Consider the following 22481-nt stretch of genomic DNA (forward strand, 5'->3'; position numbering starts at 1 on the left):
CATCCCGAGGGAGAACGCGACCTTGATCGACGACACCGCCAGCCTCTCGCCGCTCAATGCTGGCGACGTCATCGACGGCTTCGAGCTGATGGAGCGCCTGCACCAGGGCGGCATGGCCAACCTCTGGCGCGTCAGCCATGCGGAACACGGCAGCGCGTTGCTGATGAAGGTGCCGCGCATCAAGGGCGGCGAGGACCCGGCCACCATCGTGGGCTTCGAGGTCGAGCAGATGATCTTGCCGACGCTGCGCGGCGTGCACGTGCCACGCTTCATCGCCCGGGGCGACTTCATCACCCGGCCCTACATCGTGATGGAGCAGATCGCCGGCGAGTCGCTGCGGCCGCGCCTGGACCAGGCGCCACTGCCGATCGACGAGGTCGTCAGCCTCGGCATCCGGGTGGCAACCGCGCTGCACGACCTGCACCGCCAGCACGTCATCCACCTCGACATCAAGCCCAGCAACATCCTGTTCCGGCCGAGCGGCGAGGCGGTGCTGGTCGACTTCGGCCTGAGCCGCCACGACCACCTGCCCGACCTGCTCGACGAGGAGTTCAACCTGCCCATGGGCACCGGGCCCTACATGTCGCCCGAGCAGGTGCAGTTCGTGCGCAGCGAGCCACGCTCGGACCTGTTCGCGCTGGGCGTGATGCTCTACCACCTGGTGACCGGCGCGCGCCCTTTTGGTGCGCCCACCAGCGTGCGCGGCCTGCGCGAGCGGCTCTATGCGCGTCCGGTGCCGCCGATCACCTTGCGGCCGGACTGCCCGCCATGGCTGCAGGAGATCATCCTGCGCTGCCTCGAAGTCCATGCCGACAAGCGCCACCCGAGTGCCGCCCACCTCGCCCAGGATCTGGCCAACCCGACGGGCGTTCCGCTGACCGAACGGGCCCGACAGCGTGACACCGGCACCCAGCTGCAGCGCCTGAGTCGCTGGTTCAAGGCACTGGGCGCCGAGCCGGTCGAGCGGCCCAGCGTGTCCGAGCAGCTCAAGCGCGCGCCCATCGTCATGGCGGCGGTCGACGTCAGCGGCGCGACCGATGACCTGCTCGACCTGCTGCGCGAGACGGTGCGCCGCATCGTCATCACCGAACAGGGCGCGCGGCTTGCTTGTGTCAGCGTCATGAAGACCAACCGCATCGGCATGGACGAGCTGACCGACAAGCAGGGCAACAGCCTGCACGTCAAGCAACTGGTCGGTCTCAAGCACTGGGCCCGGCCGCTGTCACAGGCGCTCGGGCTGGCCGACAACCGGCTGACCTTCCATGTGCTCGAAGCGCCCGATGCGGCCACCGCCATTATCGAGTTCGCCCGCCGCACCCAGGTTGACCACATCGTGATGGGGGCGCGCGGCAACTCGGCGCTGCGGCGCTACCTGGGCAGCGTGTCGTCTGAGGTGGTGGCGCAGGCCGAATGCACCGTGACGGTCGTGCGGGTGCCGAGCGCGTCGACCGGCGAGGCAGGCGTTGCCGCCGACGGCCGCGAATCCGGCGCGGCCTGATCACCGTCGCACATGGCCAACGCCCGGCCGCCCGATCCCGCTGGACTGCCTTGGGTGCTGGACGTCGAGGCCTCCGGCTTCGGCCGCGGCAGCTACCCCATCGAGGTCGGTTTTGTCGGCCCGGCCGGCGAGGTCGGCTGCACGTTGATCCAGCCCGAGACGGACTGGACCAGCTGGGATCCCGCCGCCGCCCGCATCCACGGCATCGCCCGCGAGTTGCTGCTGATGCACGGCAAGCCCGTCGACGTGGTGGCCCGGCTCCTCAACGAGCAGCTGGCCGGCCAGGTCGTCTACTGCGACGCCTGGGCGCACGACTACGTCTGGCTGGCACGGCTGTTCGATGCGGCGGACATGGCGCCCGCCTTCCGGCTGTGTGACCTGCGCGAGCTGCTGGTCCAGGATGAGCTGGACCGCTTCGACGCCGTGCGTGAGCGTGTGCGACGCGACCTCGCCAGTCCGCGCCACCGCGCCAGCGCCGATGCGCGGGTGCTGCAGCTGAGCGTGGCGGCGGTGCGGCGCGGCGGCTGAGCCGCCAGGCGGGATCAGACCCGCTTGAAGACCAGCGACGAGTTGGTCCCGCCGAAGGCGAAGGAGCTGCTCAGCGCCGCGTCCAGCGGCCGGACCAGCGCCTCTCCCGCTCGTGCCAGCGGCACGTCGCACAACGGGTCCGGCGTGTCGCAATGGGCCTGCGGCGGCAGTTGCTGGCGCTTGAGCGCCTGGATGGTGATGACCGCTTCGAGCGCGCCGGCCGCGCCCAGCAGATGGCCATGCAAGGCCTTGGTCGAGCTGACGCGCAGGCCGCTCAAGTCCTCGCCCCAGACGCCGCGGATGGCTTCGCACTCGACCGTGTCGCCCGCCTTGGTCGCCGTGCCGTGGGCGTTGACGTAGCCGATGTCCGACGGCGTCAGGCCGGCCAGCTGCAGGGCCGCCCGCAGCGCGCGTTGCTGGCCCTGCGCATCGGGCTTGGTCAGGTGGGTGGCGTCGCAGCTCAGGCCCCAGCCGGCCAGCTCGGCGTGGCGCGTCGGTGCCTGACGGGCGGCGGCACGTTCGGCGCTTTCGAGCACCAGGAAGGCCGCGCCCTCGCCGAGCACGAAGCCGCTGCGATCGGCTGAGAAGGGCCGGCAGCAGCGCGCCGCCGCGTCGCCGCCGGGCGTGAAGCTGGCGAGCGTCTGCATGGCCTGCCAGGTCAGCACGACGCCAGGCACGATCAGCGCTTCGGTGCCGCCGGCGATGGCGATGTCGACCTCGCCGCAACGCACGGCCTTGGCCGCCTCGGCGATCGCGACCGATGACGAGGCGCAGGCCACCGCATAGGTCAGCACCGGTCCGCGCACGCCCAGCCGCATCGCCACATGGGCGGCTGGGGCGTTGGGCATGAAGGCGGGGATGGTCAGCGGCGAGACGCGCCCGTTGCTGGAACGGTAGGCCGCTTCCAGCGCCGAGGCGCCGCCCATGCCACAGCCAACGTAGATGCCGATGCGTTCGGGCGCGGCATGCGCAAGGCCACCGGCATCGCGCACCGCCAGGTCGGCGGCCGCGACGGCCAGCTGGCTGACGCGGTCGACGCCGGCGGTCTGGAGCTTGTTGAACCAGCGACTCAGGTCGATGTCGACGGTGGCCGCCGCTGCCGGCTTGGCCAGGTCCATCGCCAATTCGTGCACCGCCGAGCGGCCTTGCACGATGGCGTCGAACACGCTGTCGGCGTCATGACCGTGCGGGGCGACGAGACCCAGGCCGGTGACAAGGACGCCGGAACTCACGAGCCGCGTCGCATTCAGGCGGCCTGCGAGGCGCGGACCTTGTCGACCACCAGCGCCAGGGCGGCCAGGGAGTCGACCTGCGAGTCCTCTTCCGGGAGCTTGATGCCGTAGTGGTCCTCGACCGCGAACAGGAACTCGACCAGCGCGAGCGAGTCGATGCCGCTCTGGGCCATGGAGGCGTTGGGGTCCAGTTGGGACGGATCGAGGCCGTACTTTTCCTGGATCAGGGCCTGAAGCTCAGGGAGCGAACTCATGTGATGGTTTCCGTGGTCTGGCGGCTGGCCGGTCGGCGCATCGATGTCATCGAGGTTCGACCGGTCGGAGCCCGGCTTGACATGCGGCCGGTGCAGGGCCTCCCGTGCACCGTTTCCGGACTCGTCCGCAAGCGGTCGATGATATCAGCGGCCCCCTGCGGGAATGTCCTGCGGACCCCCTTCGGCACGTGGCCCCCAGCGCAGTGCGGCCAGGGCAAACAGGCCGCCCAGAAGCGTGCCGGCGACGGCATCGAGGGCGACGTGCTGCTTGGTCGCCAGGGTCGAATACGCGATCGCCAGGAACCACGCCAGGTTGACGACATGCCAGACACGCGGCGAGCCGAGCACCGTCAATTGCCGCCTCAGCCACAGCCCCGAGTAGGCCGCAGATGCCACATGCAGCGACGGGCAGGCATTGCCCGCAGCGTCGACGCCCTGCAGCAGCGCGAAGCCGGCATGGCCGGACACGTCGACGCCGTGCGGCGGTACCGCGTTGGGCCAGAAGTAGAAGCAGGCCAGGCCCGTCAGGCACATCGCCGCAGCCCATACGCCGTAGGCGATCAAGCGGCGCAGCGTCAGGAACAGGCCGGGCGAGATGCCGACATAGACCCACAGCGACACATAGGCCGCCAGCCAGCCCGGCTGCAAGGGAATGGCCTGGTCCAGCCAGGTCAGCGGCATGACCGTCACCGGGTAGGCCGGATGCCGCAGCAGGTGGAAGTAGCCGATGAAGAACAGCCACATGAAACCGCTGATGCCGAACACCTTGACCCACAGGTGGCGGCGCCAGCAGCGCCACAGCGCCGGGTAGAAGCCGTCGGGCATCGTGTGCGCGACGCGGCTCAGGCCGGCACGCGCTCGGGCGCCTCGAACAGCATCGGCTCGTAGGCATGCACGCTGCCGTCAGGCAGCAGCGCGTCCAAGGCCGGGCAGGCGAGCGCCGGGTGATCGGCGCGGACCCGCTCGCGCAGCTCCAGCGCCATCGCACTCAGGCGTCGTGTGGCCTCCTGGATGCGGGCCTTGAAGCCGTCCGCATCGAGCGTGTCCTTCAGGCTGCCGTTGAGGTCGACGAACCACGGCACCGAGGCCTGGTCCAGCATCACCGGCAGGTTGCGACGCTGGCTGTGCTGGCCCCAGGTGCGCAGCAGCGCCTGCACCTCGACGTTGAGGCGCTGGCACAGCTGCAGCTCGTCGCGCAGCTGCGAGAGCGCACCCAGGTCGGCCAGCTTGTCGTGGAAGAAGAGCTGGGCCAGCACGCTCCAGTAGTAGGTGTAGTCCCAGAACACCTTGGCCGGCAGCACCTCGGGATCGCCGAACAGCTCGTATTGATCGACGTACAGCGCCAGCGTGCTGTCGTAGAAGGAGCGGAAGATCTGCTCGAAGACCTGGGTGTGCGCCTCCAGCTTCAGGCCGGCGCGGTCACGCATCACCAGCTCGGTGATGTAGGTGTTGCCGATGCCGATGAAGTCGCTGCCGGGCGAGTAGAAGGGGTCCAGGAAACGCCCCGCCTCGCCGGCCAGGGCCCAGCGGTCGGCCGAAAAGATCTGGGCGCAGTCGTAAGAGAAGCGGCGGAAGAAGGCGAAGTCCTGCAGGTCGTCGCGGCGCGGGTCGAGCTCGTCGAACAGGGCTGGCTGGTACTGGGCGAACCAGTCCATTGCCTTGTCGAAGGTGTCCATGGTCTCGACCGGATGGATGCGCGGGTCGGCCACGATGCCCACCGAATGCGAGCCCGAGGACAGCGGGATCAGCCAGACCCAGTAGCCGCGCCCGACCAGATGGTTGGTCGACAGCCAGCGCGTGGGCGTGACGCAGCGGGCCTGCCAGGCCGGGTCGTCGCTCCAGCGGTCGATCTCGATGTGGCCCTTGACGCGAAACCAGATTGCATGGGCCGGGTGGGCGTTCTCGCGCGCCAGGCCGAGCTGGCGCTTGATCAGCCCGGCACGGCCGCAGGCGTCGATCACCCAGCGCGCTTGCACGGGCGACTGGGGCTCGCCGGCGCGCTGCCAGGCGATCTCATGCCGGCCGTCGCCCGCGCCCTCATGCAGCGTGACCTTGCGGATCAGTGCGCCATCGATGAAGCGGATGCCGCGGCGCAGGCATTCCTCGCCAAGGAAGTTCTCGAAGCTGCCGCGATCGATCTGGTAGCTGGTCACCGGCAGTGGCCGGCTCGAACCGAGTTCGGTGACCTGGTCGATGTCGCGCCGGCCTTCGGAGAAAAAGAAGCGGAAGCCGAACTTGCGCAGTTGCTGGCTGCGCAGGTGTTCGCCCAGACCCAGCACCTGCTCGAAGTAGTGGGCACCGATCTCGACCGAGGACTCGCCGACCTTGTGGCAGGCCAGCGGCACCGGGTGGCTGCGCCGCTCCAGCACGAGGATGTCCAGCGTCGGGTCGCGCTCGCGCAGCTGCAGGGCCAGCGTCAGTCCGGCCAGGCCGCCGCCCATGATGACGATGTCATGCGTGGTGGCGGCTGTCGTGTCGCTCGCGAGGTCGTGCGGGGCGGCGTTCGTGCTCATGCGGGGGCGGTCCTGGAAGGCGGGCGGTATGGCCGGGGCATCATGCCTCAGCCCCTCTGGCGTTGTCTTGCGCGGGGACGGCTGTGTCGGTGTCCAGACGTTCGAGCTGGAGGGCCAGGCCCGTGCCGCCAGGCTGCGCATCCAGTGGCAGGTCCAGCGCCAGGTCGCTTGGGTCGCGGTCGGCGGACGTCAGCGTCGCCAATGCCTCGGCCAGCGGCAGGGCATCGGCCATGGCGTGTCCCGCCAGGGCCCGCGCGGCGGCGCTGCGCAGGTCGGGCGCGAGGCCCACCGGCCCGGGCGCCAGCCGCATCGCCACTGTTGAACGGGGCGTGCGGCGCGGACTCAGCACCAGCGCGAAGGCCAGCAGGCCGCGGTCGACATGGACCTGGGCGAGCCGGCCGCTGGCGGCGGTGTCCAGCGCCACCAGCAGCACGGGCACCTCGTCGGCCAGGCACAGCGTGGCGGCCTCGAACAGCCCGGCGGCAAAGCCGACATGCTGTTGCGCCAGCGCGCTGCTGCCCTTCTGGCAGCCGCTGGCGATGGCCCAGTAGCCCGAGGCGGCGTTGTGCACCGAATGGTGGAAGCGCGTGGGCGAGAGCAGCAGCGGATCGGCCGCCAGCGTGCTGCACAAGGCGTCGACGATGGCCAGGTCGCCATGTGTCGAGGTGAAGACGCTGGCCGGCGGATCGTCGCCCAGCCCGGCGGCGGCGACGGCCGCCTGCGCCACCTCCAGCGCCAGCAGCACCGAATCGGGCGCGCGACGGCGTTCGTTGGGCGCGAGCATCGCCGCAGCCGGGCGCTTGCGGGTCGCGGCGGGGGTGTCGTCGACCGGCATGGGCTCGCCGCGCAAGGCCTTGGCGGCCGTCGCCCAGTCCGGCCAGGCGGCGGTCCAGCAGGCGATGCCGTCGATGTGGATCTGACCGGCGCTCATCACCGTCCCCCGGCGCGGCCGAACAGCAGCACGCAGTTGTTGCCACCGAAGCCGAAGGCATGGCTGGCGACACGGCGGACCTGCCCGTCGCGCTCGCAGGCCAACCGCAGCTGCTGCGCAAAAGGCGCCGGCAAGGCCGCATCCACCACGTGCGTGCCGATGCTGCCCGGCAGCCCCGCGCCGGCCAGCGCCTGCAGCCCGGCCACCGCCTGCACGATGCCGGCCGCGCCCATGGTGTGGCCGGTCAGGCCCTTGCTGGCGCTGGCATGCACGTCGGCGCGGTAGCGGCGGGCGACCAGGGCGGCCTCGACCTCGTCGTTGCGCGCGCTGGCGGTGCCATGCAGCAGCACCAGGTCGATCGCGTCGGCGCGCAGGGCGGCACGGGCCAGGGCCTCGTCCAGCGCCCGCTCGGCGCCCAGGCCTTGTGGGTGCGGGCTGGACATGTGGTGGGCGTCGTTGGACTCGCCGTGGCCGATCAGGCAAGGCGTGGCCGGGTCCTCGCCGGGCTCCCAGCGTTCGAGCAGGGCGTAGCCGGCGGCCTCGCCGATGCTGATGCCGTCGCGTGCCGCGTCGAAGGGCCGGCACGGCGATGTCGACACCAAGCCCAGCGCGCGGAAGCCGAACAGCACGCTGGCGCAGAGGGCGTCGACGCCGCCGACGACCACCGCGTCAACCCAGCCCAGCCGCAGCCAGCGTTCGGCGCTGGCAAAGACCTTGGCGCTCGACGAGCAGGCGGTCGACACCGTCAGCGCCGGCCCGGCCACACCCAGCGCGCGCTGCACGAAGCCGGTGATGGCGTGCGGCGTGTTCAGGCTGGGGTGGCGCAGCGAGGCGGGCACCGGCGTGTCGGCGGGCCAGTCGCGGTAGGCCTGTTCGCTGACGCCGATGGTCGATGCCGAACTGCCCAGCAGCAGCCCGACCCGGTCGGCGCCCCAGCGTTGCACGGCGTCCTGGGCGGCGTCGACGAAGCCGTCGGCCTGCAGGCCGCGCCAGGCCAGGCGCAGGGCGCGCGAGGTCCGCTCGGTGCGGTCGCCGGGAAAGTCGGACGGCGCCGCCTCGTCCAGGGCGTCGACCGCGCCGACCCAGGTGGGCAGCGCCCAGGCCGGCCAGCGTGTGGCGTCCAGCGGCTGCAGCGCGGTGGTCGATGCGGCCAGCGCCTTGCTCAGGCTGCTGCGGCCTTGCCCGGCAGCGCTGGTGGCGGTCCAGGCGCGGACGGCCACCGGCGCGATCGGGCGGATCGGGCGGATCGGCGGCGTCATGCCGAACGATCCGCCGGGCGCGGCGCGAAGGCCGCCGACAGCAGCAGCGCCAGCAGTGCGCCCGGCGCGACCACTCGGCCCATCGCCGACAGTGCCGGAATGGCCGAGAAGGCCAGCAGCGCGAAGGACAGCACCAGCGTCAGGTTGGCCAGCGCCAGCGAGGCCAGCGTGTCGTCGTCGGGCTGCGGCTGCTCGCGCAGCAGGTCGAAGAACAGCGCGTAGTTCGAGCCCACGGCGACCACCAGCAAGAGCCCGATCAGGTGCAGGATGCCCAGCGGCACGCCGATTGCGGCACAAGCGCCCATCGTCAGCAGGACGGCCAGCAGCAGCGGCTGGCAGACCGCAACGAAGCGGCGCGGCGAGCGCAGCGACAGGGCGATCAGGCCGATCACCACCCCCGCGCCGATCAGCGCCTGGGCCTGCGCCTCGCCGAGGTAGCGCTGGTAGACCCGCTTGAGCTCGACGCCGATGTCGATCATCTCCACGCCATCCAGACCCGCCAGCGCGGCACGCACCCGGTTCGCGTCGACGCCCTTGGCCGGATCGGCCGGCGTCAGCGGCATCAAGGCCGTCCAGCGGCCGTCCGGACCTTGTAGCAGCAGCGCATTGACCAGCGGCGCCAGGGCACCGGCGGCGGCCTGCGCGGGGGTGTCGTCGGCCTGCTGGCGGGCCTGTTCGACGGCGTCGGCGAAAGGCTGCAGGCGGGCGGCTGGCAAGGGGCTGTCGACGCTGGCGGCGTCGAGCGCCTGCTTCAGGGCGTCCGGCGCGGGCAGGGCGGCGCGGCGCTGCTGCTGGGTCGCCAGGCTCGGCAGAAAGCGTGCGACGCTGCTGTAGCCGGCCAGCACATTGGCGTCGACCAGGCGATCCAGCCGTGTGCCGACCGCTTCGGCGCGCTGCAACACGGCCTCGGCATCGGCCGCCTGCACGGCGACCAGCGCGCCGCCGTCGTCGGCACCCAGGTCGGCGCGCAGGCTGGCGTCCAGGGCCAGCAAGGCCGGGTTGATGGGACTCAGCGAGGCCAGCTCGGTGCCCCAGATGCCACCGCGCGCGACCATCGCGACGACCGCGAAGATGCCCAGCGCCAGCCAGATCGCCCGGGTCCGCGGCAGCCAGCCGAACAGACGGCGCGCGCCCCGGCCGAGCTGGCGGCGCAGGCCCAGACCGCGGGCGCCGTCGGGCATCAGCACCGGCATCAGCCAGCGGGTCGTGGCCACGGCGGCCAGCAGGCCGGCGATCGAGAACACGCCCAGCTGCTGCAGACCTGGAAAGCCCGAGAACAGCAGCGCCGCGAAGCCGCAGACCGAGGTCAGCAGGCCGAGCCGCACCGTCGGCCAGTTCTCGCGCAGCCAGTGGCGCCAGCCGTCACCGTGGCCGCCGTGGCCACGGGCCTGGATCAGGTAGTAGATGGCGTAGTCGACCGCTTCGCCGATGAGGGTCGAACCAAAGCCCAGCGTCACGCCGTGCACGTTGCCGAACACCAGCCCGACCGCCGCGATGCCGGCCGCCACGCCGCTGGCCACCGGCAGCAGCGCCGTGCCCAGCGCCGCCAGCGAGGCGAAGGCGACCAGCAGCAGGGCGCTCATCAGCACCGTTCCGGCGGCAGCCAGCAGATGGACCTCGCGCTCGATGCCGGCGCGGCTGTCGACCGCGAACACCGGCGCGCCGGTCAGTTGCAGCGCCAGGCCCTGCGCGGCCAGCGGGGCGAAGTCGGCGCGGATGCGGTCAATGGCGCGCTGCATCGCGTCGAGGTCGGCGCCCGGCGCGCGTGTGCTGGCCATCAGCACCGCACGCGGCTCGCTGCGGCCGATCCAGACGCCGTCCTGCGTGCGCGGCGCACCCGCCGGGATCAGGGCCTCGGCGATGCGGCGGGTCTCGCCGGTCGGGTCACGTTCGAGGATGGGCTTGACCAGCGCACCGGCCGGCGTGCCCAGCAGCGACAAGGTCTCGTCGATGGCCTCGCGCAGGCCGTCGGCCTGGAAGCGCTCGGGCGTGATCGCCGGGCTGAGCGTGTAGCGGCGTTCGAAGACCCAGCGGCCGATGTCGGCCCAGGCATCGTTCTCGCCATTGCTGACCTGCTCGAACAGGCCGCTGTTGCGCAGCGCGGCAGCAAGCGCCTTCGATGCGGCTGCACGCTGTGCCGCGTCGCCACCGGTGATGCCCATCATCAAGGTGCGGGCCGGTGCGCCGCTGCGCACCTGGTCGATCAGCACCTGCTGGCGGGCATCGGCACTGGCCGGCAGGAAGGCCGACAGGTCGGCTACAAAGGGTGTGCGGGCGATCACGACCGCGCACAGCGCCATGGCCAGCAGCCACAGCGCAAGGACACGTCGGCGGTTCACGGCGTCACCGGCTCAGCGCGCCGCGTCGACCGCGCGCCAGGCCTGCCAGGCGCTGGCCAGCGTGACGCGTTCGAACTCGGGATGCAGGCGGTAGCGCAGCAGGTACTCGCCGATGAACAGCGCGATCGCGGCCAGCGGCGTCAGCACGTTGCAGTAGAAGCTCCACCAGGCCCAGGGTGCGAGGCGGTAGAGCAGCAGCGAGACGCCGATCATGGCGATGAAGTAGGCGCACCAGATCACGGTCAGTCGGCGCGTGTAGGCGCGTTGCGCATCGGGCAGGCTGCGCTGCAGGCGCGCGGCCATCTGCGTGATCAGCGGCGTCGAGCCCTCGCGCAGCGTGATGCCGAAGCCGTAGGCGAGGACCGCATGCATGGCGGCGTGCTGCAGCACGTAGAGCATCTCGACGCGGCTGCCGCCGTCGTGCTGCTGGACCAGCGCCAGCACCAGGCCCAGCCCGGCCGCGCCGAGCAAGGACGGCACATGGCGCTTGGCGATGCCCGCGATCAGCAGGCCGCCCAGCAAGGGGCCGAACAGCACCGCGATCGACCAGGGCTGTTCGGGCCACCAGGTCATCAGGCCATGCGACAACAGCGCGTAGCCTGCAAGGGCCGCAACGATTGCGGCGGTCCGCCAGCGCGACATCGGCCGTCTGCTCGTGTCTTACTGCGTGCGGTGGCGGGCGACGTGCTCGGCCAGGCTGCGCAGCGACTGGAAGATGCGCTGGTTGTTCTCGTCGTCCGACCGCAGCTGGAAGCCGTAGCGCTGCGAGACCGCAAGGGCCACTTCCAGGATGTCGATCGAGTCCAGCCCCAGGCCGTCGCCATAGAGCGGCGCGCTCGGGTCGATGTCGGCGGCGGCGACTTCCAGGTTCAGGGCCGAGACGAAGATGTCGGCCAGCTCACGCTCGATCACGGACGGGTCGGTGGAGGGGGTCGGGCTGGTCAAGGGGATGCTCCGCTGGATGGTGTTCTGGAAGGTCTTCGGGTGTGCGGGCCGGTCGGCCGCAGGGGCGCGATTGTAGGAGCCGGTCATCCGGCGACCTTCGCCCGGACGCATGCCAATAAAATGTCGGTTTGCTCTTTCAACGACCCTAGCCCCACTCCCCACACCATGTCCAAAGACATCAAGCGCGTTGTCCTCGCCTATTCCGGTGGTCTCGACACCTCGGTCATCCTGAAGTGGCTGCAAGATCAGTACCAATGCGAGGTGGTGACCTTCACCGCCGACATCGGCCAGGGCGAGGAGGTCGAACCGGCACGCGCCAAGGCGCTGAAGATGGGCATCAAGCCCGAGAACATCTTCATCGATGACCTGCGCGAGGAATTCGTCCGCGACTTCGTCTTCCCGATGTTCCGCGCCAACGCGCTGTATGAGGGCGAGTACCTGCTGGGCACCTCGATCGCGCGTCCGCTGATCGCCAAGCGCCTGATCGACATCGCCCGCAAGACGAAGGCTGATGCCATCAGCCACGGTGCCACCGGCAAGGGCAACGACCAGGTCCGCTTCGAGCTGGGTGCCTACGCGCTGATGCCCAACGTCAAGGTCATCGCACCGTGGCGCGAGTGGGACCTGCTGTCGCGCGAGAAGCTGCTGGCCTATGCCGACAAGCACAAGATCCCGGTCGACTTCAAGAAGCGCAAGGGCGGCGCGCCGTATTCGATGGACGCCAACCTGCTGCACATCAGCTATGAGGGCGGCATCCTCGAAGATCCGAACTTCGCGCCCGAGGAGAACATGTGGCGCCTGACGGTCAGCCCCGAGAAGGCACCGTCCAAGCCGCAGGTCGTCGAGCTGAGTTACGTCAAGGGCGACATCGTCGCCATCGACGGCGTCGCGATGAGCCCGGCCACCGTGCTGGAGACGCTCAACAAGATCGGCGGCAAGCACGGCATCGGCCGGCTCGACAAGGTCGAGAACCGCTACGTGGGCATGAAGAGCCGCGGCTGCTACGAGACCCCTGGCGGCACCATCATGCTGGCGGGCCACCGCGCGATCGAGTCGATCACGCTCGACCGCGAGGTGTTGGCGCTCAAGGACGACCTGATGCCGCGCTACGCCCGCATGGTCTACAACGGCTACTGGTTCGCGCCCGAGCGCGAACTGCTGCAGGTGCTGATCGATGCGTCGCAGCAGACCGTCAACGGCAACGTCAAGCTCAAGCTCTACAAGGGCACGATCATGTGTGTCGGCCGTGAATCGGCGACCGACAGCCTGTTCGACATGAAGATCTCGACCTTCGACGACGACGGCGGCGCCTACAACCAGGCCGACGCGGGTGGCTTCATCAAGCTCAACGCGCTGCGCATGCGCATCGCGGCCAACGCCAAGGCGGCGCGCAAGTCGGCGGCCAAGACCGCCGCCAAGGCCAGCCAGGCAGCCGCTGCGCCGGTGGCCGACAAGGCGCCTGCCAAGAAGGCTGCGGCCAAGTCACCCGCCAAGCGCGCGGCCGCCAAGAAGGCCGCCGCCTGAACCCGATCGACACGGAACCCACGACATGAGCAATCTGCAACTCGCCGTCGCCAGCGTCGGCACCCAGGCCAACGTCTACTTCGACGGCAAATGTGTCTCGCACGGCATCACGCTGGCCGATGGCACGAAGAAAAGCGTCGGCGTGATCCTGCCGGCCTCGCTGACCTTCAACACCGGCGCGCCGGAGGTGATGGAAACCGTCGCCGGCTCCTGCCGCATCAAGCTGGCCGGCACCAACGAGTGGCACACCTACGGCCCGGGCCAATCCTTCGATGTGCCGGGCAATTCGTCCTTTGACATCGTCGTCGAAGGCGCGCCGTATCACTATATTTGCCACTTCGGGTGATCTGGGCGTGACCGGTTGCCGGACCTGACGGTCTGGCAGCCGGGATGGCGAGTCCGCGCGGCCCACACCTCAAGAAAATGCGCCGACTGCCGAAACTGGCAAACAGCCCGCCGGATCTGGCGCGCTGAAACGTCCGGCGTCGGTTGCATCCGATGGCCGTTCCATTGCCATCCCGTCGCCCCACGAGGTGTGAAACATGTTGCTCTCCCGTCGCCACCTGATCGCCTGCCTGGCTGCCGCCACCACGGCGCTGGCTGCCGCCCCCGCCGCTCATGCACAGGACCAGCCCAAGGGCCGCGTCGTGCTGACGGTCAGCGGCAAGATTTCCAAGGCCAATGCGGCCGGCAAGGTCGAGTTCGACATGGAGATGCTCGCGGCCCTGCCGCAGCACAGCTTCACGACCATGACCCCTTGGTACAAGGAGCCGCGCAAGTTCACCGGCCCGCTGCTGCGGGATGTCCTGGCCGCCGCTGGCGTGCAGGGCAAGGTCATCAAGGCGGTGGCGCTCAACGACTACAAGGCCGAACTGCCAGTCGATGACAGCATCCGCTTTCCGGTCGTGCTGGCCCGCCTGATGGACGACAAGCCCATGCCCGTGCGTGACAAGGGTCCGCTGTTCATCGTCTATCCCTACGACAGCCAAGAGACGCTGCGCTCCGAGCGTTACTACAACCGCTCGGCCTGGCAGCTCAAGAGCCTCGAAATCGAATAAACACGGCTGCGACGGTGCCGGACGTGTCCTCAGCGGTCGAGGTGCCCTCGACGTTGTCCGCTGGACGCAGCCACGGTGACGTGGGCGGCGGCGGCGTGGGGCGCTGGCTGACCTTGCTGGCCGGTGTACTGCTGGCGGTTTTCGCCGGTGTCGCCTGGTTGCAGTCGCAGTCGCTGGCGCTGCTCAATGCGACCGTCCAGTACCAGGGCGACAACCTGGTCTGGAGCTTCTACCAGGTCGAGGCCGAGTTCGAGAAGCTGCGCAGCCAGACCCGTGAGCTCAGCTTCGACCCGTCACCCGACAAGGTCGAGTCGCTGCAGACCCGCTACGAGCTGTTTGTCAGCCGACTCAGCCTGATTGCCCCCGAGCGGACCGACGCGGTGCTGGTGCGACTGCCGCTGCAGGAGCAGGTGCTGCGTGACGTGAATGCCTTCGTCGCCCATGCCGATGGCGTCATCGGCCTCGACAGCAAGCCACCCATGGATGCCGCGTTCTGGCGCGACCTGGAGTCGCGCCTGCTGCCCCTGGCCGGTGCCATCCACGAGTTGTCCTTGCAGGCCAACCGCGGCATCGCCGAACAGGTTGCTGCCCGCAACGATGCGGTGCGCCAGCAGAACCGCATCGCCATCGGTCTGACGGTGTTCCAGTCGCTGTTGACGCTGCTGTTCGCCGTCATCGTGGTGCGCCAGCTGAGTGCCCTGCAGCAGCGCCGGGCCCACCTGGAGGCCCTGGCGATCAGCCTGCAGGAAGCTCGTCTCGAAGCCGAGCAGGCCAGCCGCGCCAAGAGCGCCTTCCTGGCCAACATGAGCCATGAGCTGCGCACCCCCTTCAACGGCCTGCTCGGCATGCTGTCGCTGCTGCAGCGCTCGCGCCTCGATGCCACCCAGGCCGACTACCTGCTGACCGCGCGCGAGTCCGGCGAGCACCTGCTGGGCATCCTCAACGACGTGCTGGACATCTCCAAGCTGGAGTCCGGCAAGCTCGAGATCACGACCGCACCGACCTTGTTGCACCGCGTGCTCGGGGACGTGCGCTCGGTGATGAGTCCGCAGGCCCAGGCCAAGGGCCTGCACTGGCATGTCACGCTGGCCGAGGACGTGCCGGTCTGCATCGACACCGACGCCAAGCGGCTCAAGCAGATCCTGTTCAACCTCGTGGGCAACGCGCTGAAGTTCACCGAGCGTGGCGAGGTCAGCCTGGTGGTCGACCGCCTGTCCGCCGACCTGCGCCAGGGCCGCTCGGAGCCGCTGCTGCGGCTGCGTGTCAGCGACACCGGCATCGGCATGGACGGCCCAACCATGACGCGGCTGTTCCAGCGTTTCAGCCAGGGTGACGAGACCATCAACCGGCGCTACGGCGGCACCGGTCTGGGCCTGGAGATCTCGCGTTCGCTGGCCCGCATGATGGGCGGCGACATCCAGGTCGAGAGCCGACCGGGCCAGGGCAGCGCCTTCACCCTCGTGCTGCCGCTGCGACTGGCCGATGAAGCGATCGACCGCAGCGACGTGGTGCCCGACTCGGGCTGGCGCGAGTCCATGGCCGCTGCGCTGGAGGCCAGCGAGCCGCAGGTGCTGCAGCCGCTGGACGTGCTGGTGACCGACGACCACCCGGTCAACCGCAAGTTCATCCACGCGCTGCTGGTCCAGCTGGGCCACCAGGTCAGCTTCGCCGAGGACGGCCAGCAGGCGCTCGACATGGTCAGCCGTCACCGCTACGACCTCGTGCTGATGGACGTGCACATGCCGGTGATGGACGGCATCGCCGCGACACGCGCCATTCGCGCGCTGGGCGGCGAGGCGGCTCGCACCCGCATCGTCGCGCTGACGGCCGATGCCTTCACCGAATCACGCCAGCGTGTCTTCGACGCGGGCATGGACGACTTCCTCGCCAAGCCGGTGCAGGTCGAAGAAATCGAGCAGTTGTTCAAGCGCCACTTCGGCGCGCGGGGGCGCATCGAGGCGCCGGCCGCTGAAGCACCGGCACCGGCCGCAACACCCGCCCCCGAACCCACGCCGGCATCCGCCGAGACCACGACCCTGGCGCCCATCCCCGTTCCGCCGCCCCCGGCGGCCACACCGCCGGCCGCGCCCAGGCGCCGCTTCCGACGTGGCGACGCCGCCCGAGTGCTCGACCTCGAGGCCATCGGCGAGGTCTGCGTGGCCGTGTCGATCAAGGGTTATGGCGATCTGCTGGGCGGCTTCCTGTCCGACGAGTCCGGCACGCTCGCCGACCTGCTCATGGTGCTGCGGCAGGCCGATGCGTCGCGGCTGAAGGCCGCTGGCCACAAGCTCAAGGGCGCAGCGGCCAACCTGGGCCTGCGTGAGCTGGCCGCGACGGCCAAGACGATCGAGCAGGGCGGCGAGACGCTCGACGCGGCGCAGTGCGAGGCCCTGGCCGCGCGTCTGGTCGAAGAGTTCGAGACCGCCCGCGCCCTGTGCGCCCGGATGGGCTGGATCGCGGGCTGATCACTGGTTGATCGCCGACGGATCACCAACGGATCACCGGGCGGCCCGGCGGATCAGCCGATCGGTGGCGCGTCGTCGTCGCTCTCGGCCCGGGCCATGGCCCAACGCACCAGCACGTCGCGCCGGAAGGTCAGCACCAGTTCATTGCCGCCGGCATCGCGCCAGCGCCACTCGTCGTGGTCGTTGTAGGGCTCGCCCAGGCTGCCGGTGATCTGCAGCACTTCCAGCCGGCTCAGGCCGGGCGACAAGCGCGCTTGTGTCATCACGACGCTGTCGACCTGACCCTTGGGCCGCTGGCCGGCGTTGCGCAGCACGCGGGTGGCGCGGTTGAACTGCAGCACGGCCCAGAAGGCGATCACGGTGATCGCCAGGATCAGGCCCTGCCAACCGTAGACCCAGGTGCCGACGATCACGGCGGCACCGGCCAGCAGGGCATTGACGGGCATGCGGGACTTGGGGAACTTCATGGTTGAACGACCGGAGTCGGCGAATGGAAGGCGGTGGGCATGCCGTCTGGAGGCGGCTTGAACGTGGCTCGAACGTGGCTTGAACGTGGCTCGAACGTGAGATGTCAGCAGCGTCAGGTCAAGGACCGCGCCAGCTCGATGGCCTGCTCGATGCGTTCGACCGGGTGCACGGTCAGGCCCTCGATCGGCTTCTTTGGCGCATTGGCCTTGGGCACAACCGCGACCGAGAAGCCGAGCTTGGCGGCCTCCTTCAGGCGTTCCTGGCCACGCGGCGCGGGTCGCACCTCGCCGGCCAGGCCGACCTCGCCGAAGGCGATGAAGCCGCGCGGCAGGGCCCGGCCGCGCAGCGAGCTCTGGATCGCCAGCAGCACGGCCAGGTCGGCCGCCGGCTCGCTGATGCGCACGCCGCCGACCGCGTTGACGAACACGTCCTGATCGGCGCAGGCCACGCCCGCATGGCGGTGCAGCACGGCCAGCAGCATCGCCAGCCGGTCGCGGTCCAGGCCGACGCTCAGGCGTCGCGGGCTGGGGCCGCCCGAGTCGACCAGGGCCTGCACCTCGACCAGCATCGGGCGGGTGCCTTCGAGCGTCACCAGCACGCAGGCGCCAGGCACCGGCTCGCCGTGGGTCGACAGGAAGATCGCGCTCGGGTTGGCGACGCCCTTCAGGCCCCGTTCGGTCATGGCGAAGACGCCGATCTCGTTGACCGCGCCGAAGCGGTTCTTGATGGCGCGCACCAGCCGGAAGCTGCTGTGCGTGTCGCCCTCGAAATAAAGCACGGTGTCGACGATGTGCTCCAGCACGCGCGGGCCGGCCAAGGCGCCTTCCTTGGTCACGTGGCCGACCAGCACGGTGGTGCAGCCGCTGGCCTTGGCCGAGCGCGTCAGATGGGCGGCACATTCGCGCACCTGGGCGACCGAACCGGGCGCGGAGGTGAGCTGGTCCGAATACAGCGTCTGGATCGAGTCGATGACGCAGAAGTCGGGCTGCTCCGCCTCCAGCGTGGCGAGGATGCGCTCCAGCCCGATCTCGGCCAGCACGCGCAGGTGCTTGCCTTCGAGCCCGAGCCGGCCGGCCCGCAGCGCCACCTGGGCGCCGGACTCCTCGCCGGTCACGTACAGCACCTTCATCTGGCGCGACAGCGCCTCGGCCGCCTGCAGCAGCAGCGTGCTCTTGCCGATGCCCGGATCGCCGCCGATCAGCACCACGCCGCCGGCCACGATGCCGCCGCCGAGCACGCGGTCCAGCTCTTCCTGGCCGGTGGGGGTGCGGGCCACCTCGGCCGCCTCGATGTCGGCCAGCGTGGCCACTGGCTGGCTGCGCGCGAGTCCCTGGAAGCGGTTGCGGCTGGCGCTGGCGGCGGGTTCGGCCGGGCCCTCGTCGAGCGTGTTCCAGGCCCGGCAATGCGGGCACTGGCCCAGCCACTTCGGGCTGGTGCCGCCGCAGTCGCGGCAGGTGTAGAGGGTCTTGTCGCGGGCCATAGGGGCGCGATTGTCAGCGTTCGGCGCAGCGTCTCGCGGCCGCGCCGGTCAGTCGGTCACCCGGCCGCGCATCGCCTTGATGCCCGAGCGCACCGACTTGCCCTCCAGGCGCCGCTGCTTGGAGCCGTAGGTCGGCTGGGTTGCCTTGCGGTCCTTGGGCACGAACAGCGCACGCTGCAGCAACTCGTCCAGACGGGCCAGCGCCTCGGCCCGGTTGGCCTCCAGGCTGCGCGATTCCTGGGCCTTGATGACGACCACGCCCTCGCGCGTGATGCGGTGGTCGGCCAGCGCGGCCATGCGCGCCTTGACCTCGTCGGGCAGGCTGGAGGCGCGGATGTCGAAACGCAGGTGGACCGCGTTCGAGACCTTGTTGACGTTCTGCCCGCCGGCGCCCTGGGCCCGGATCGCGCTGATGTGCACCTCGTGCGGCGAGATGCTCGGCGGCTTCATGGCGCGACGTGTGTCGGCACGCGCGGCGCCAGCGCACACATCAGCTCGTAGCCGATCGTGCCGGCGGCGTGCGCGACCGCGTCGATCGGCAGGCGCGTGCCGTGCGGGCCGTGGCCCCACAACGTCACCTCGGCGCCGACGGCGGCGTGTGGCAAGGGCGTCAGGTCGACCGCCAGCATGTCCATCGACACCCGCCCGACCGTCGTGCAGCGCACCCCGTCCACCAGCACCGGCGTGCCGGTGGGCGCGTGGCGCGGGTAGCCGTCGGCATAGCCGCAGGCGACGATGCCGATGCGCTGGGCGCGCTCGGCCCGGTAGCTGCTGCCGTAGCCGACGGTGTCGCCGGGCTGCAGGTCCTGCAGCGCGATCAGTCGGCTGCGCAGCGTCATGGCCGGGATCAGCTGCCAGTGGTCGATGTCGTGCTCGGGGAAGTCGGGCGCGCTGCCATAGCTCAGGATGCCGCTGCGGACCCAGTCGGCGCGCACCTCGGGCCGGTGCGCGTGGCGCAGGATGGCCGCGCTGTTGCCCAGGCTGCGTTCGCCGGGCAGGTCGTGCGTGGCGGCGACGAAGGCGTCCACGGCGGCGTCGATGCCCCGGGGTCCATCGGCGTCCGAGAAGTGCGTCATCAGCGAGATCTCGTCGACCTGCGGCAGCGCGTTGAGCCGCACCCAGGCGCCACGCCAGGCTTGCGGCGTGTAGCCGAGGCGGTTCATGCCGCTGTTCATCTTCAGGAAGACACGGTGCGGCTGGTGGGTCTTGTGTGCGGCCAGCCAGGCGATCTGCTCGTCGTGGTGGATGACGTGCCAGAGGTTCAGGCGCGAACAAAGCTCAAGGTCACGCGCCTCGAAGCAGCCTTCGAGCAGCAGAACGGGCCCGCGCCAGCCGAGGTCACGCACGCGCCGGGCCTCGTCCAGGTCGAGCATCGCCAGCCCGTCGGCCACCGCCAGCGCCGGCCACACCCGTTCGATGCCGTGGCCATAGGCGTTGGCCTTGATGACGCCCCAGAGCCGCGCGTCACCGGCCCGGCGTCGTGCGATGCCGAGGTTGTGCGCGATGGCATCGGGGTGGATCAGGGCTTCGATCGGACGCGGCATGCGCGGGATTCTGCCAGCCGACCCCGAGCTGAAAGAGCCGTCTGCGAGGCCTCCGTCACGCGGGCTCGCAGCCCCGGAATGGCGGGTATGACAGGAGCCGAAGCGCGTCAGGTGCCGTGCTATAACCCCGCCGCGATCACACGCGACCCTCGGTGCATCCCGGCCCTTCCGCCCGTCCTGGCGGGAGACGCCGTCCGACAGGGATCGCTCACCCACCTGCGCCGGATGAAAAAAGGTTTCTACACCATCATGTCAGCGCAGTTCTTCAGCTCGCTGGCAGACAACGCCCTGTTCGTCGCGGCCGTCGAACTGCTGCGCACTTCCGGGGCCGGGGAATGGCAACGGGCCGCGCTGGTCCCGATGTTTGCGCTGTTCTACGTCGTGCTCGCGCCTTTCGTGGGTGCCTTCGCGGACGCCGTGCCCAAGGGCAAGGTCATGTTCGTCTCCAACAGCATCAAGGTGGTCGGCTGCCTGCTGATGCTGTTCGGCACCCATCCGCTGCTCGCCTATGCGGTGGTGGGCCTGGGCGCTGCGGCCTACTCGCCGGCCAAGTACGGCATCCTGACCGAGCTGTTGCCGCCGTCCCAACTGGTCAAGGCCAACGGCTGGATCGAGGGCCTGACGATCGGCTCGATCATTTTGGGCGTGCTGCTGGGTGGTCAGCTGGTCGGCCCGCACATCGCGCCGTGGCTGACGTCCTTCGACCTGCCCGGCATCGAGACCGGCATCGACACCGCGCCGGAGGCGGCGATCACCTCGCTGGTCTCGCTCTACATCATCGCGGCGCTGTTCAACCTCTACATCCCGCGCACCGACGCGCCGCTGCAGCCTTTCCCGGCACAGCCGCTGGCGCTGGTGCGCGACTTCTCCGACTGCAACGCCAAGCTCTGGAACGACAAGCTCGGCCAGATCTCGCTGGCGACGACGACGCTGTTCTGGGGCGTCTCGGGCAACCTGCGCTACATCGTGCTGGCCTGGGCGGCGGCGGCGCTTGGCTACTCGACCACGCAGGCGTCTTCGCTGGTCGGGGTGGTGGCGGTGGGCACGGCGGTCGGCGCCATCGTCGCGTCGGTGGCGATGAAGCTCGACCAGGCCACCCGCGTGATCTCGCTGGGCATCGCGATGGGCTTGCTGGTCGTCGGCATGAACGTGATCGACAACGTCTGGGTGGCCGCGCCCTTCCTGATCCTGCTGGGCGGGCTGGGCGGTTTCCTGGTCGTGCCGATGAACGCGCTGCTGCAGCACCGCGGCCACAACCTGATGGGTGCCGGCCGTTCGATCGCCGTGCAGAACTTCAACGAGCAGGCCTGCATCCTGGCCCTCGGGGCCTTCTACACCGGCATGACCCGCGGGGGTCTCAGCGCCTTCGGCGCGATCACCATCTTCGGTCTGCTGGTGGCTGGCACGATGTGGCTGATCGGCCGCTGGCATCAGCGCAACCTGCGCGACCATCCCGACGAACTGGCCCGGCTGCTGGCCGTGGCCCGCAGCGACGGTCACTGAACGACCGACGTGGATGCCGCGCGCACCGCCGGTGCGGTCAGCCGCGTGAGCGGCTTGGCCGTGCTGGCCCTGATGTTCAACGCCTTGACCTGGGGTCTGTCGTGGTGGCCGTTCCGGCAGCTGCAGGACGCCGGTCTGCACGCCCTCTGGAGCACCGCGCTGATCTACGGCAGCGCGGTCCTGGTCGTCACCCTGGTCCGGCCCGGTGCCTGGCGACAGGTGCAACGTCACCGAAGCTTGTGGGCGATTGCCCTGGCATCCGGTTGCACCAACCTCGGCTTCAACTGGGGCGTGACCATCGGCGATGTCAGCCGGGTCGTCCTGCTGTTTTACCTGACCCCCTTGTGGACCGTGGTGCTGGCGCGCTGGCTGCTGCACGAGCGTGCCCATGCGCAGGTCTGGTTGAGGGTGGCGATGGCGCTGGGCGGCGCGGCGCTGGTGATCACCGCCGGCCATGAGACACAGGCGCCGAGAGCGGCGGCCATGCCCTTGCTGGCCGATGCGCTGGCGCTGGCGGCGGGCTTCTTCTTCTCGCTCAACAACGTGATGCTGAAGCGCTCGGCCGATCTGCCCGAGGAAGGCCGCGCCATGGCCATGTTCGGCGGCGGCGCGCTGGTCTCGCTGCTGGTGGTGGGGGCCGGCTCGCTCGGCCTGCCGGCGCTGTCGGGCCTTGGCCTGCAGGCACCGCCGCCGCTGCAGGCAAGCTGGCTGTTGCCGGCGCTGGGCCTGGCGGCGGCCTTCCTCGTGGCCAACCTCGCGCTGCAATACGGCGCGGCGCGGCTACCGGCCAATGTCACCTCGGTCGTGATGCCGTGTGAGATCGTGTTCGCCTCGCTGTCCGCTGTGTGGTGGGCCGGCGAGACCCTCACGCCGATGCTGCTGCTCGGCGGCGCACTGATCCTCGGGGCGACGCTGCTGGCGGCCTGGCAGGGGCGCTGAG

At 70.2% G+C, this 22481-nt stretch carries 21 protein-coding genes; 8 read left to right on the forward strand and 13 right to left on the reverse strand.

Annotated elements, in window-relative coordinates; all coding sequences use genetic code 11:
- The first annotated feature begins 22 nt into the window (after nt 1-22).
- Both EV685_RS15315 and EV685_RS15320 read left to right on the forward strand, forming a co-directional pair.
- On the forward strand, nt 23-1498 hold the full coding sequence (locus EV685_RS15315; protein WP_242615621.1) for a serine/threonine protein kinase: 1476 nt from the start codon (nt 23-25) through the stop codon (nt 1496-1498).
- A 12-nt stretch (nt 1499-1510) separates the two neighbouring features.
- A complete protein-coding gene (locus EV685_RS15320) occupies nt 1511-2026 on the forward strand; it encodes a 3'-5' exonuclease (protein WP_130482932.1) in 516 nt (171 codons plus the stop codon).
- A 14-nt stretch (nt 2027-2040) separates the two neighbouring features.
- Here EV685_RS15320 and EV685_RS15325 read toward each other — a convergent pair whose 3' ends face one another.
- From EV685_RS15325 to EV685_RS15365, 9 genes are all read right to left on the reverse strand, one after another.
- On the reverse strand, nt 2041-3258 hold the full coding sequence (locus EV685_RS15325) for a beta-ketoacyl-[acyl-carrier-protein] synthase family protein (protein WP_130482933.1): 1218 nt from the start codon (nt 3256-3258) through the stop codon (nt 2041-2043).
- Between the two features lie 14 nt (nt 3259-3272).
- Entirely contained in the window at nt 3273-3512 is a 240-nt protein-coding gene (locus tag EV685_RS15330; protein WP_130482934.1) for an acyl carrier protein, read from the reverse strand.
- Between the two features lie 144 nt (nt 3513-3656).
- Nucleotides 3657-4337, reverse strand: a complete 681-nt coding sequence (locus tag EV685_RS15335) for a phosphatase PAP2 family protein (protein WP_207224843.1) — start codon at nt 4335-4337, stop codon at nt 3657-3659.
- A 17-nt stretch (nt 4338-4354) separates the two neighbouring features.
- Complete coding sequence (locus tag EV685_RS15340; protein ID WP_130482935.1) at nt 4355-6025, reverse strand: NAD(P)/FAD-dependent oxidoreductase; 1671 nt, start codon at nt 6023-6025, stop codon at nt 4355-4357.
- A 40-nt stretch (nt 6026-6065) separates the two neighbouring features.
- A complete protein-coding gene (locus EV685_RS15345) occupies nt 6066-6956 on the reverse strand; it encodes a beta-ketoacyl synthase chain length factor (protein ID WP_165396823.1) in 891 nt (296 codons plus the stop codon).
- The gene (locus tag EV685_RS15350; RefSeq protein ID WP_207224844.1) at nt 6956-8215 is read right to left on the reverse strand and encodes a beta-ketoacyl synthase N-terminal-like domain-containing protein; all 1260 of its coding nucleotides are present in this window, start codon (nt 8213-8215) and stop codon (nt 6956-6958) included. The genes EV685_RS15345 and EV685_RS15350 overlap by 1 nt, the downstream gene beginning before the upstream one ends.
- The gene (locus tag EV685_RS15355) at nt 8212-10554 is read right to left on the reverse strand and encodes an MMPL family transporter (protein ID WP_242615622.1); all 2343 of its coding nucleotides are present in this window, start codon (nt 10552-10554) and stop codon (nt 8212-8214) included. The genes EV685_RS15350 and EV685_RS15355 overlap by 4 nt, the downstream gene beginning before the upstream one ends.
- Before the next feature lie 12 nt (nt 10555-10566).
- The gene (locus EV685_RS15360; RefSeq protein WP_130482936.1) at nt 10567-11196 is read right to left on the reverse strand and encodes a COG4648 family protein; all 630 of its coding nucleotides are present in this window, start codon (nt 11194-11196) and stop codon (nt 10567-10569) included.
- 18 nt (nt 11197-11214) lie between these two features.
- Nucleotides 11215-11499 carry a phosphopantetheine-binding protein gene (locus EV685_RS15365; RefSeq protein ID WP_242615623.1) on the reverse strand — a complete coding sequence of 95 codons (285 nt, stop codon included), beginning with the start codon at nt 11497-11499 and terminating at the stop codon, nt 11215-11217.
- Nucleotides 11500-11664: 165 nt separating this feature from the next.
- Here EV685_RS15365 and EV685_RS15370 point away from each other — a divergent pair, with 165 nt between their 5' ends.
- The 4 genes from EV685_RS15370 (at nt 11665) to EV685_RS15385 (ending at nt 16546) form a co-directional block, all read left to right on the forward strand.
- On the forward strand, nt 11665-13023 hold the full coding sequence (locus EV685_RS15370) for an argininosuccinate synthase (protein ID WP_130482938.1): 1359 nt from the start codon (nt 11665-11667) through the stop codon (nt 13021-13023).
- 25 nt (nt 13024-13048) lie between these two features.
- Nucleotides 13049-13369 (forward strand): pyrimidine/purine nucleoside phosphorylase, encoded by a 321-nt coding sequence (gene ppnP, locus EV685_RS15375; protein WP_130482939.1) that lies wholly within the window; start codon nt 13049-13051, stop codon nt 13367-13369.
- A gap of 196 nt (nt 13370-13565) precedes the next feature.
- On the forward strand, nt 13566-14081 hold the full coding sequence (locus EV685_RS15380) for a putative pterin-binding protein (protein WP_165396824.1): 516 nt from the start codon (nt 13566-13568) through the stop codon (nt 14079-14081).
- Between the two features lie 23 nt (nt 14082-14104).
- Complete coding sequence (locus tag EV685_RS15385; protein WP_130482940.1) at nt 14105-16546, forward strand: ATP-binding protein; 2442 nt, start codon at nt 14105-14107, stop codon at nt 16544-16546.
- A gap of 53 nt (nt 16547-16599) precedes the next feature.
- Here the strand turns inward: EV685_RS15385 and EV685_RS15390 are convergent, their stop codons facing one another.
- The 4 genes from EV685_RS15390 to alr all read right to left on the reverse strand — a co-directional run bounded on the left by EV685_RS15390 (nt 16600) and on the right by alr (nt 20038).
- Nucleotides 16600-17013, reverse strand: coding sequence for a hypothetical protein (locus EV685_RS15390; RefSeq protein ID WP_130482941.1), 414 nt, complete (start codon nt 17011-17013; stop codon nt 16600-16602).
- A 113-nt stretch (nt 17014-17126) separates the two neighbouring features.
- Complete coding sequence (gene radA / locus EV685_RS15395) at nt 17127-18494, reverse strand: DNA repair protein RadA (protein ID WP_130482942.1); 1368 nt, start codon at nt 18492-18494, stop codon at nt 17127-17129.
- Between the two features lie 48 nt (nt 18495-18542).
- Nucleotides 18543-18944 (reverse strand): alternative ribosome rescue aminoacyl-tRNA hydrolase ArfB, encoded by a 402-nt coding sequence (gene arfB / locus EV685_RS15400; RefSeq protein ID WP_130482943.1) that lies wholly within the window; start codon nt 18942-18944, stop codon nt 18543-18545.
- The gene (gene alr / locus EV685_RS15405; protein WP_130482944.1) at nt 18941-20038 is read right to left on the reverse strand and encodes an alanine racemase; all 1098 of its coding nucleotides are present in this window, start codon (nt 20036-20038) and stop codon (nt 18941-18943) included. Before alr ends, arfB begins: the two co-directional genes overlap by 4 nt.
- Before the next feature lie 225 nt (nt 20039-20263).
- Between alr and lplT the strand changes: the two genes are divergently transcribed.
- The gene (lplT, locus tag EV685_RS15410) at nt 20264-21541 is read left to right on the forward strand and encodes a lysophospholipid transporter LplT (RefSeq protein ID WP_130482945.1); all 1278 of its coding nucleotides are present in this window, start codon (nt 20264-20266) and stop codon (nt 21539-21541) included.
- A 9-nt stretch (nt 21542-21550) separates the two neighbouring features.
- Nucleotides 21551-22480, forward strand: coding sequence for a DMT family transporter (locus EV685_RS15415; protein WP_275938356.1), 930 nt, complete (start codon nt 21551-21553; stop codon nt 22478-22480).
- The last annotated feature ends 1 nt before the right edge of the window (nt 22481 follow it).

It is taken from the genome of Sphaerotilus mobilis, assembly GCF_004216565.1.
Lineage (GTDB): Bacteria > Pseudomonadota > Gammaproteobacteria > Burkholderiales > Burkholderiaceae_C > Sphaerotilus > Sphaerotilus mobilis.

What these genes read in the sequence shown, in the direction of transcription:
- EV685_RS15320 (WP_130482932.1), top strand. Translation starts at nt 1,511, where the DNA reads ATGGCCAACGCCCGGCCGCCCGATCCCGCTGGACTGCCTTGGGTGCTG.
- EV685_RS15330 (WP_130482934.1), bottom strand. Translation starts at nt 3,512, where the DNA reads ATGAGTTCGCTCCCTGAGCTTCAGGCCCTGATCCAGGAAAAGTACGGC.
- EV685_RS15335 (WP_207224843.1), bottom strand. Translation starts at nt 4,337, where the DNA reads ATGCCCGACGGCTTCTACCCGGCGCTGTGGCGCTGCTGGCGCCGCCAC.
- EV685_RS15340 (WP_130482935.1), bottom strand. Translation starts at nt 6,025, where the DNA reads ATGAGCACGAACGCCGCCCCGCACGACCTCGCGAGCGACACGACAGCC.
- EV685_RS15345 (WP_165396823.1), bottom strand. Translation starts at nt 6,956, where the DNA reads ATGAGCGCCGGTCAGATCCACATCGACGGCATCGCCTGCTGGACCGCC.
- EV685_RS15350 (WP_207224844.1), bottom strand. Translation starts at nt 8,215, where the DNA reads ATGACGCCGCCGATCCGCCCGATCCGCCCGATCGCGCCGGTGGCCGTC.
- EV685_RS15360 (WP_130482936.1), bottom strand. Translation starts at nt 11,196, where the DNA reads ATGTCGCGCTGGCGGACCGCCGCAATCGTTGCGGCCCTTGCAGGCTAC.
- EV685_RS15370 (WP_130482938.1), top strand. Translation starts at nt 11,665, where the DNA reads ATGTCCAAAGACATCAAGCGCGTTGTCCTCGCCTATTCCGGTGGTCTC.
- ppnP (WP_130482939.1), top strand. Translation starts at nt 13,049, where the DNA reads ATGAGCAATCTGCAACTCGCCGTCGCCAGCGTCGGCACCCAGGCCAAC.
- EV685_RS15380 (WP_165396824.1), top strand. Translation starts at nt 13,566, where the DNA reads ATGTTGCTCTCCCGTCGCCACCTGATCGCCTGCCTGGCTGCCGCCACC.
- EV685_RS15390 (WP_130482941.1), bottom strand. Translation starts at nt 17,013, where the DNA reads ATGAAGTTCCCCAAGTCCCGCATGCCCGTCAATGCCCTGCTGGCCGGT.
- radA (WP_130482942.1), bottom strand. Translation starts at nt 18,494, where the DNA reads ATGGCCCGCGACAAGACCCTCTACACCTGCCGCGACTGCGGCGGCACC.
- arfB (WP_130482943.1), bottom strand. Translation starts at nt 18,944, where the DNA reads ATGAAGCCGCCGAGCATCTCGCCGCACGAGGTGCACATCAGCGCGATC.
- alr (WP_130482944.1), bottom strand. Translation starts at nt 20,038, where the DNA reads ATGCCGCGTCCGATCGAAGCCCTGATCCACCCCGATGCCATCGCGCAC.
- lplT (WP_130482945.1), top strand. Translation starts at nt 20,264, where the DNA reads ATGAAAAAAGGTTTCTACACCATCATGTCAGCGCAGTTCTTCAGCTCG.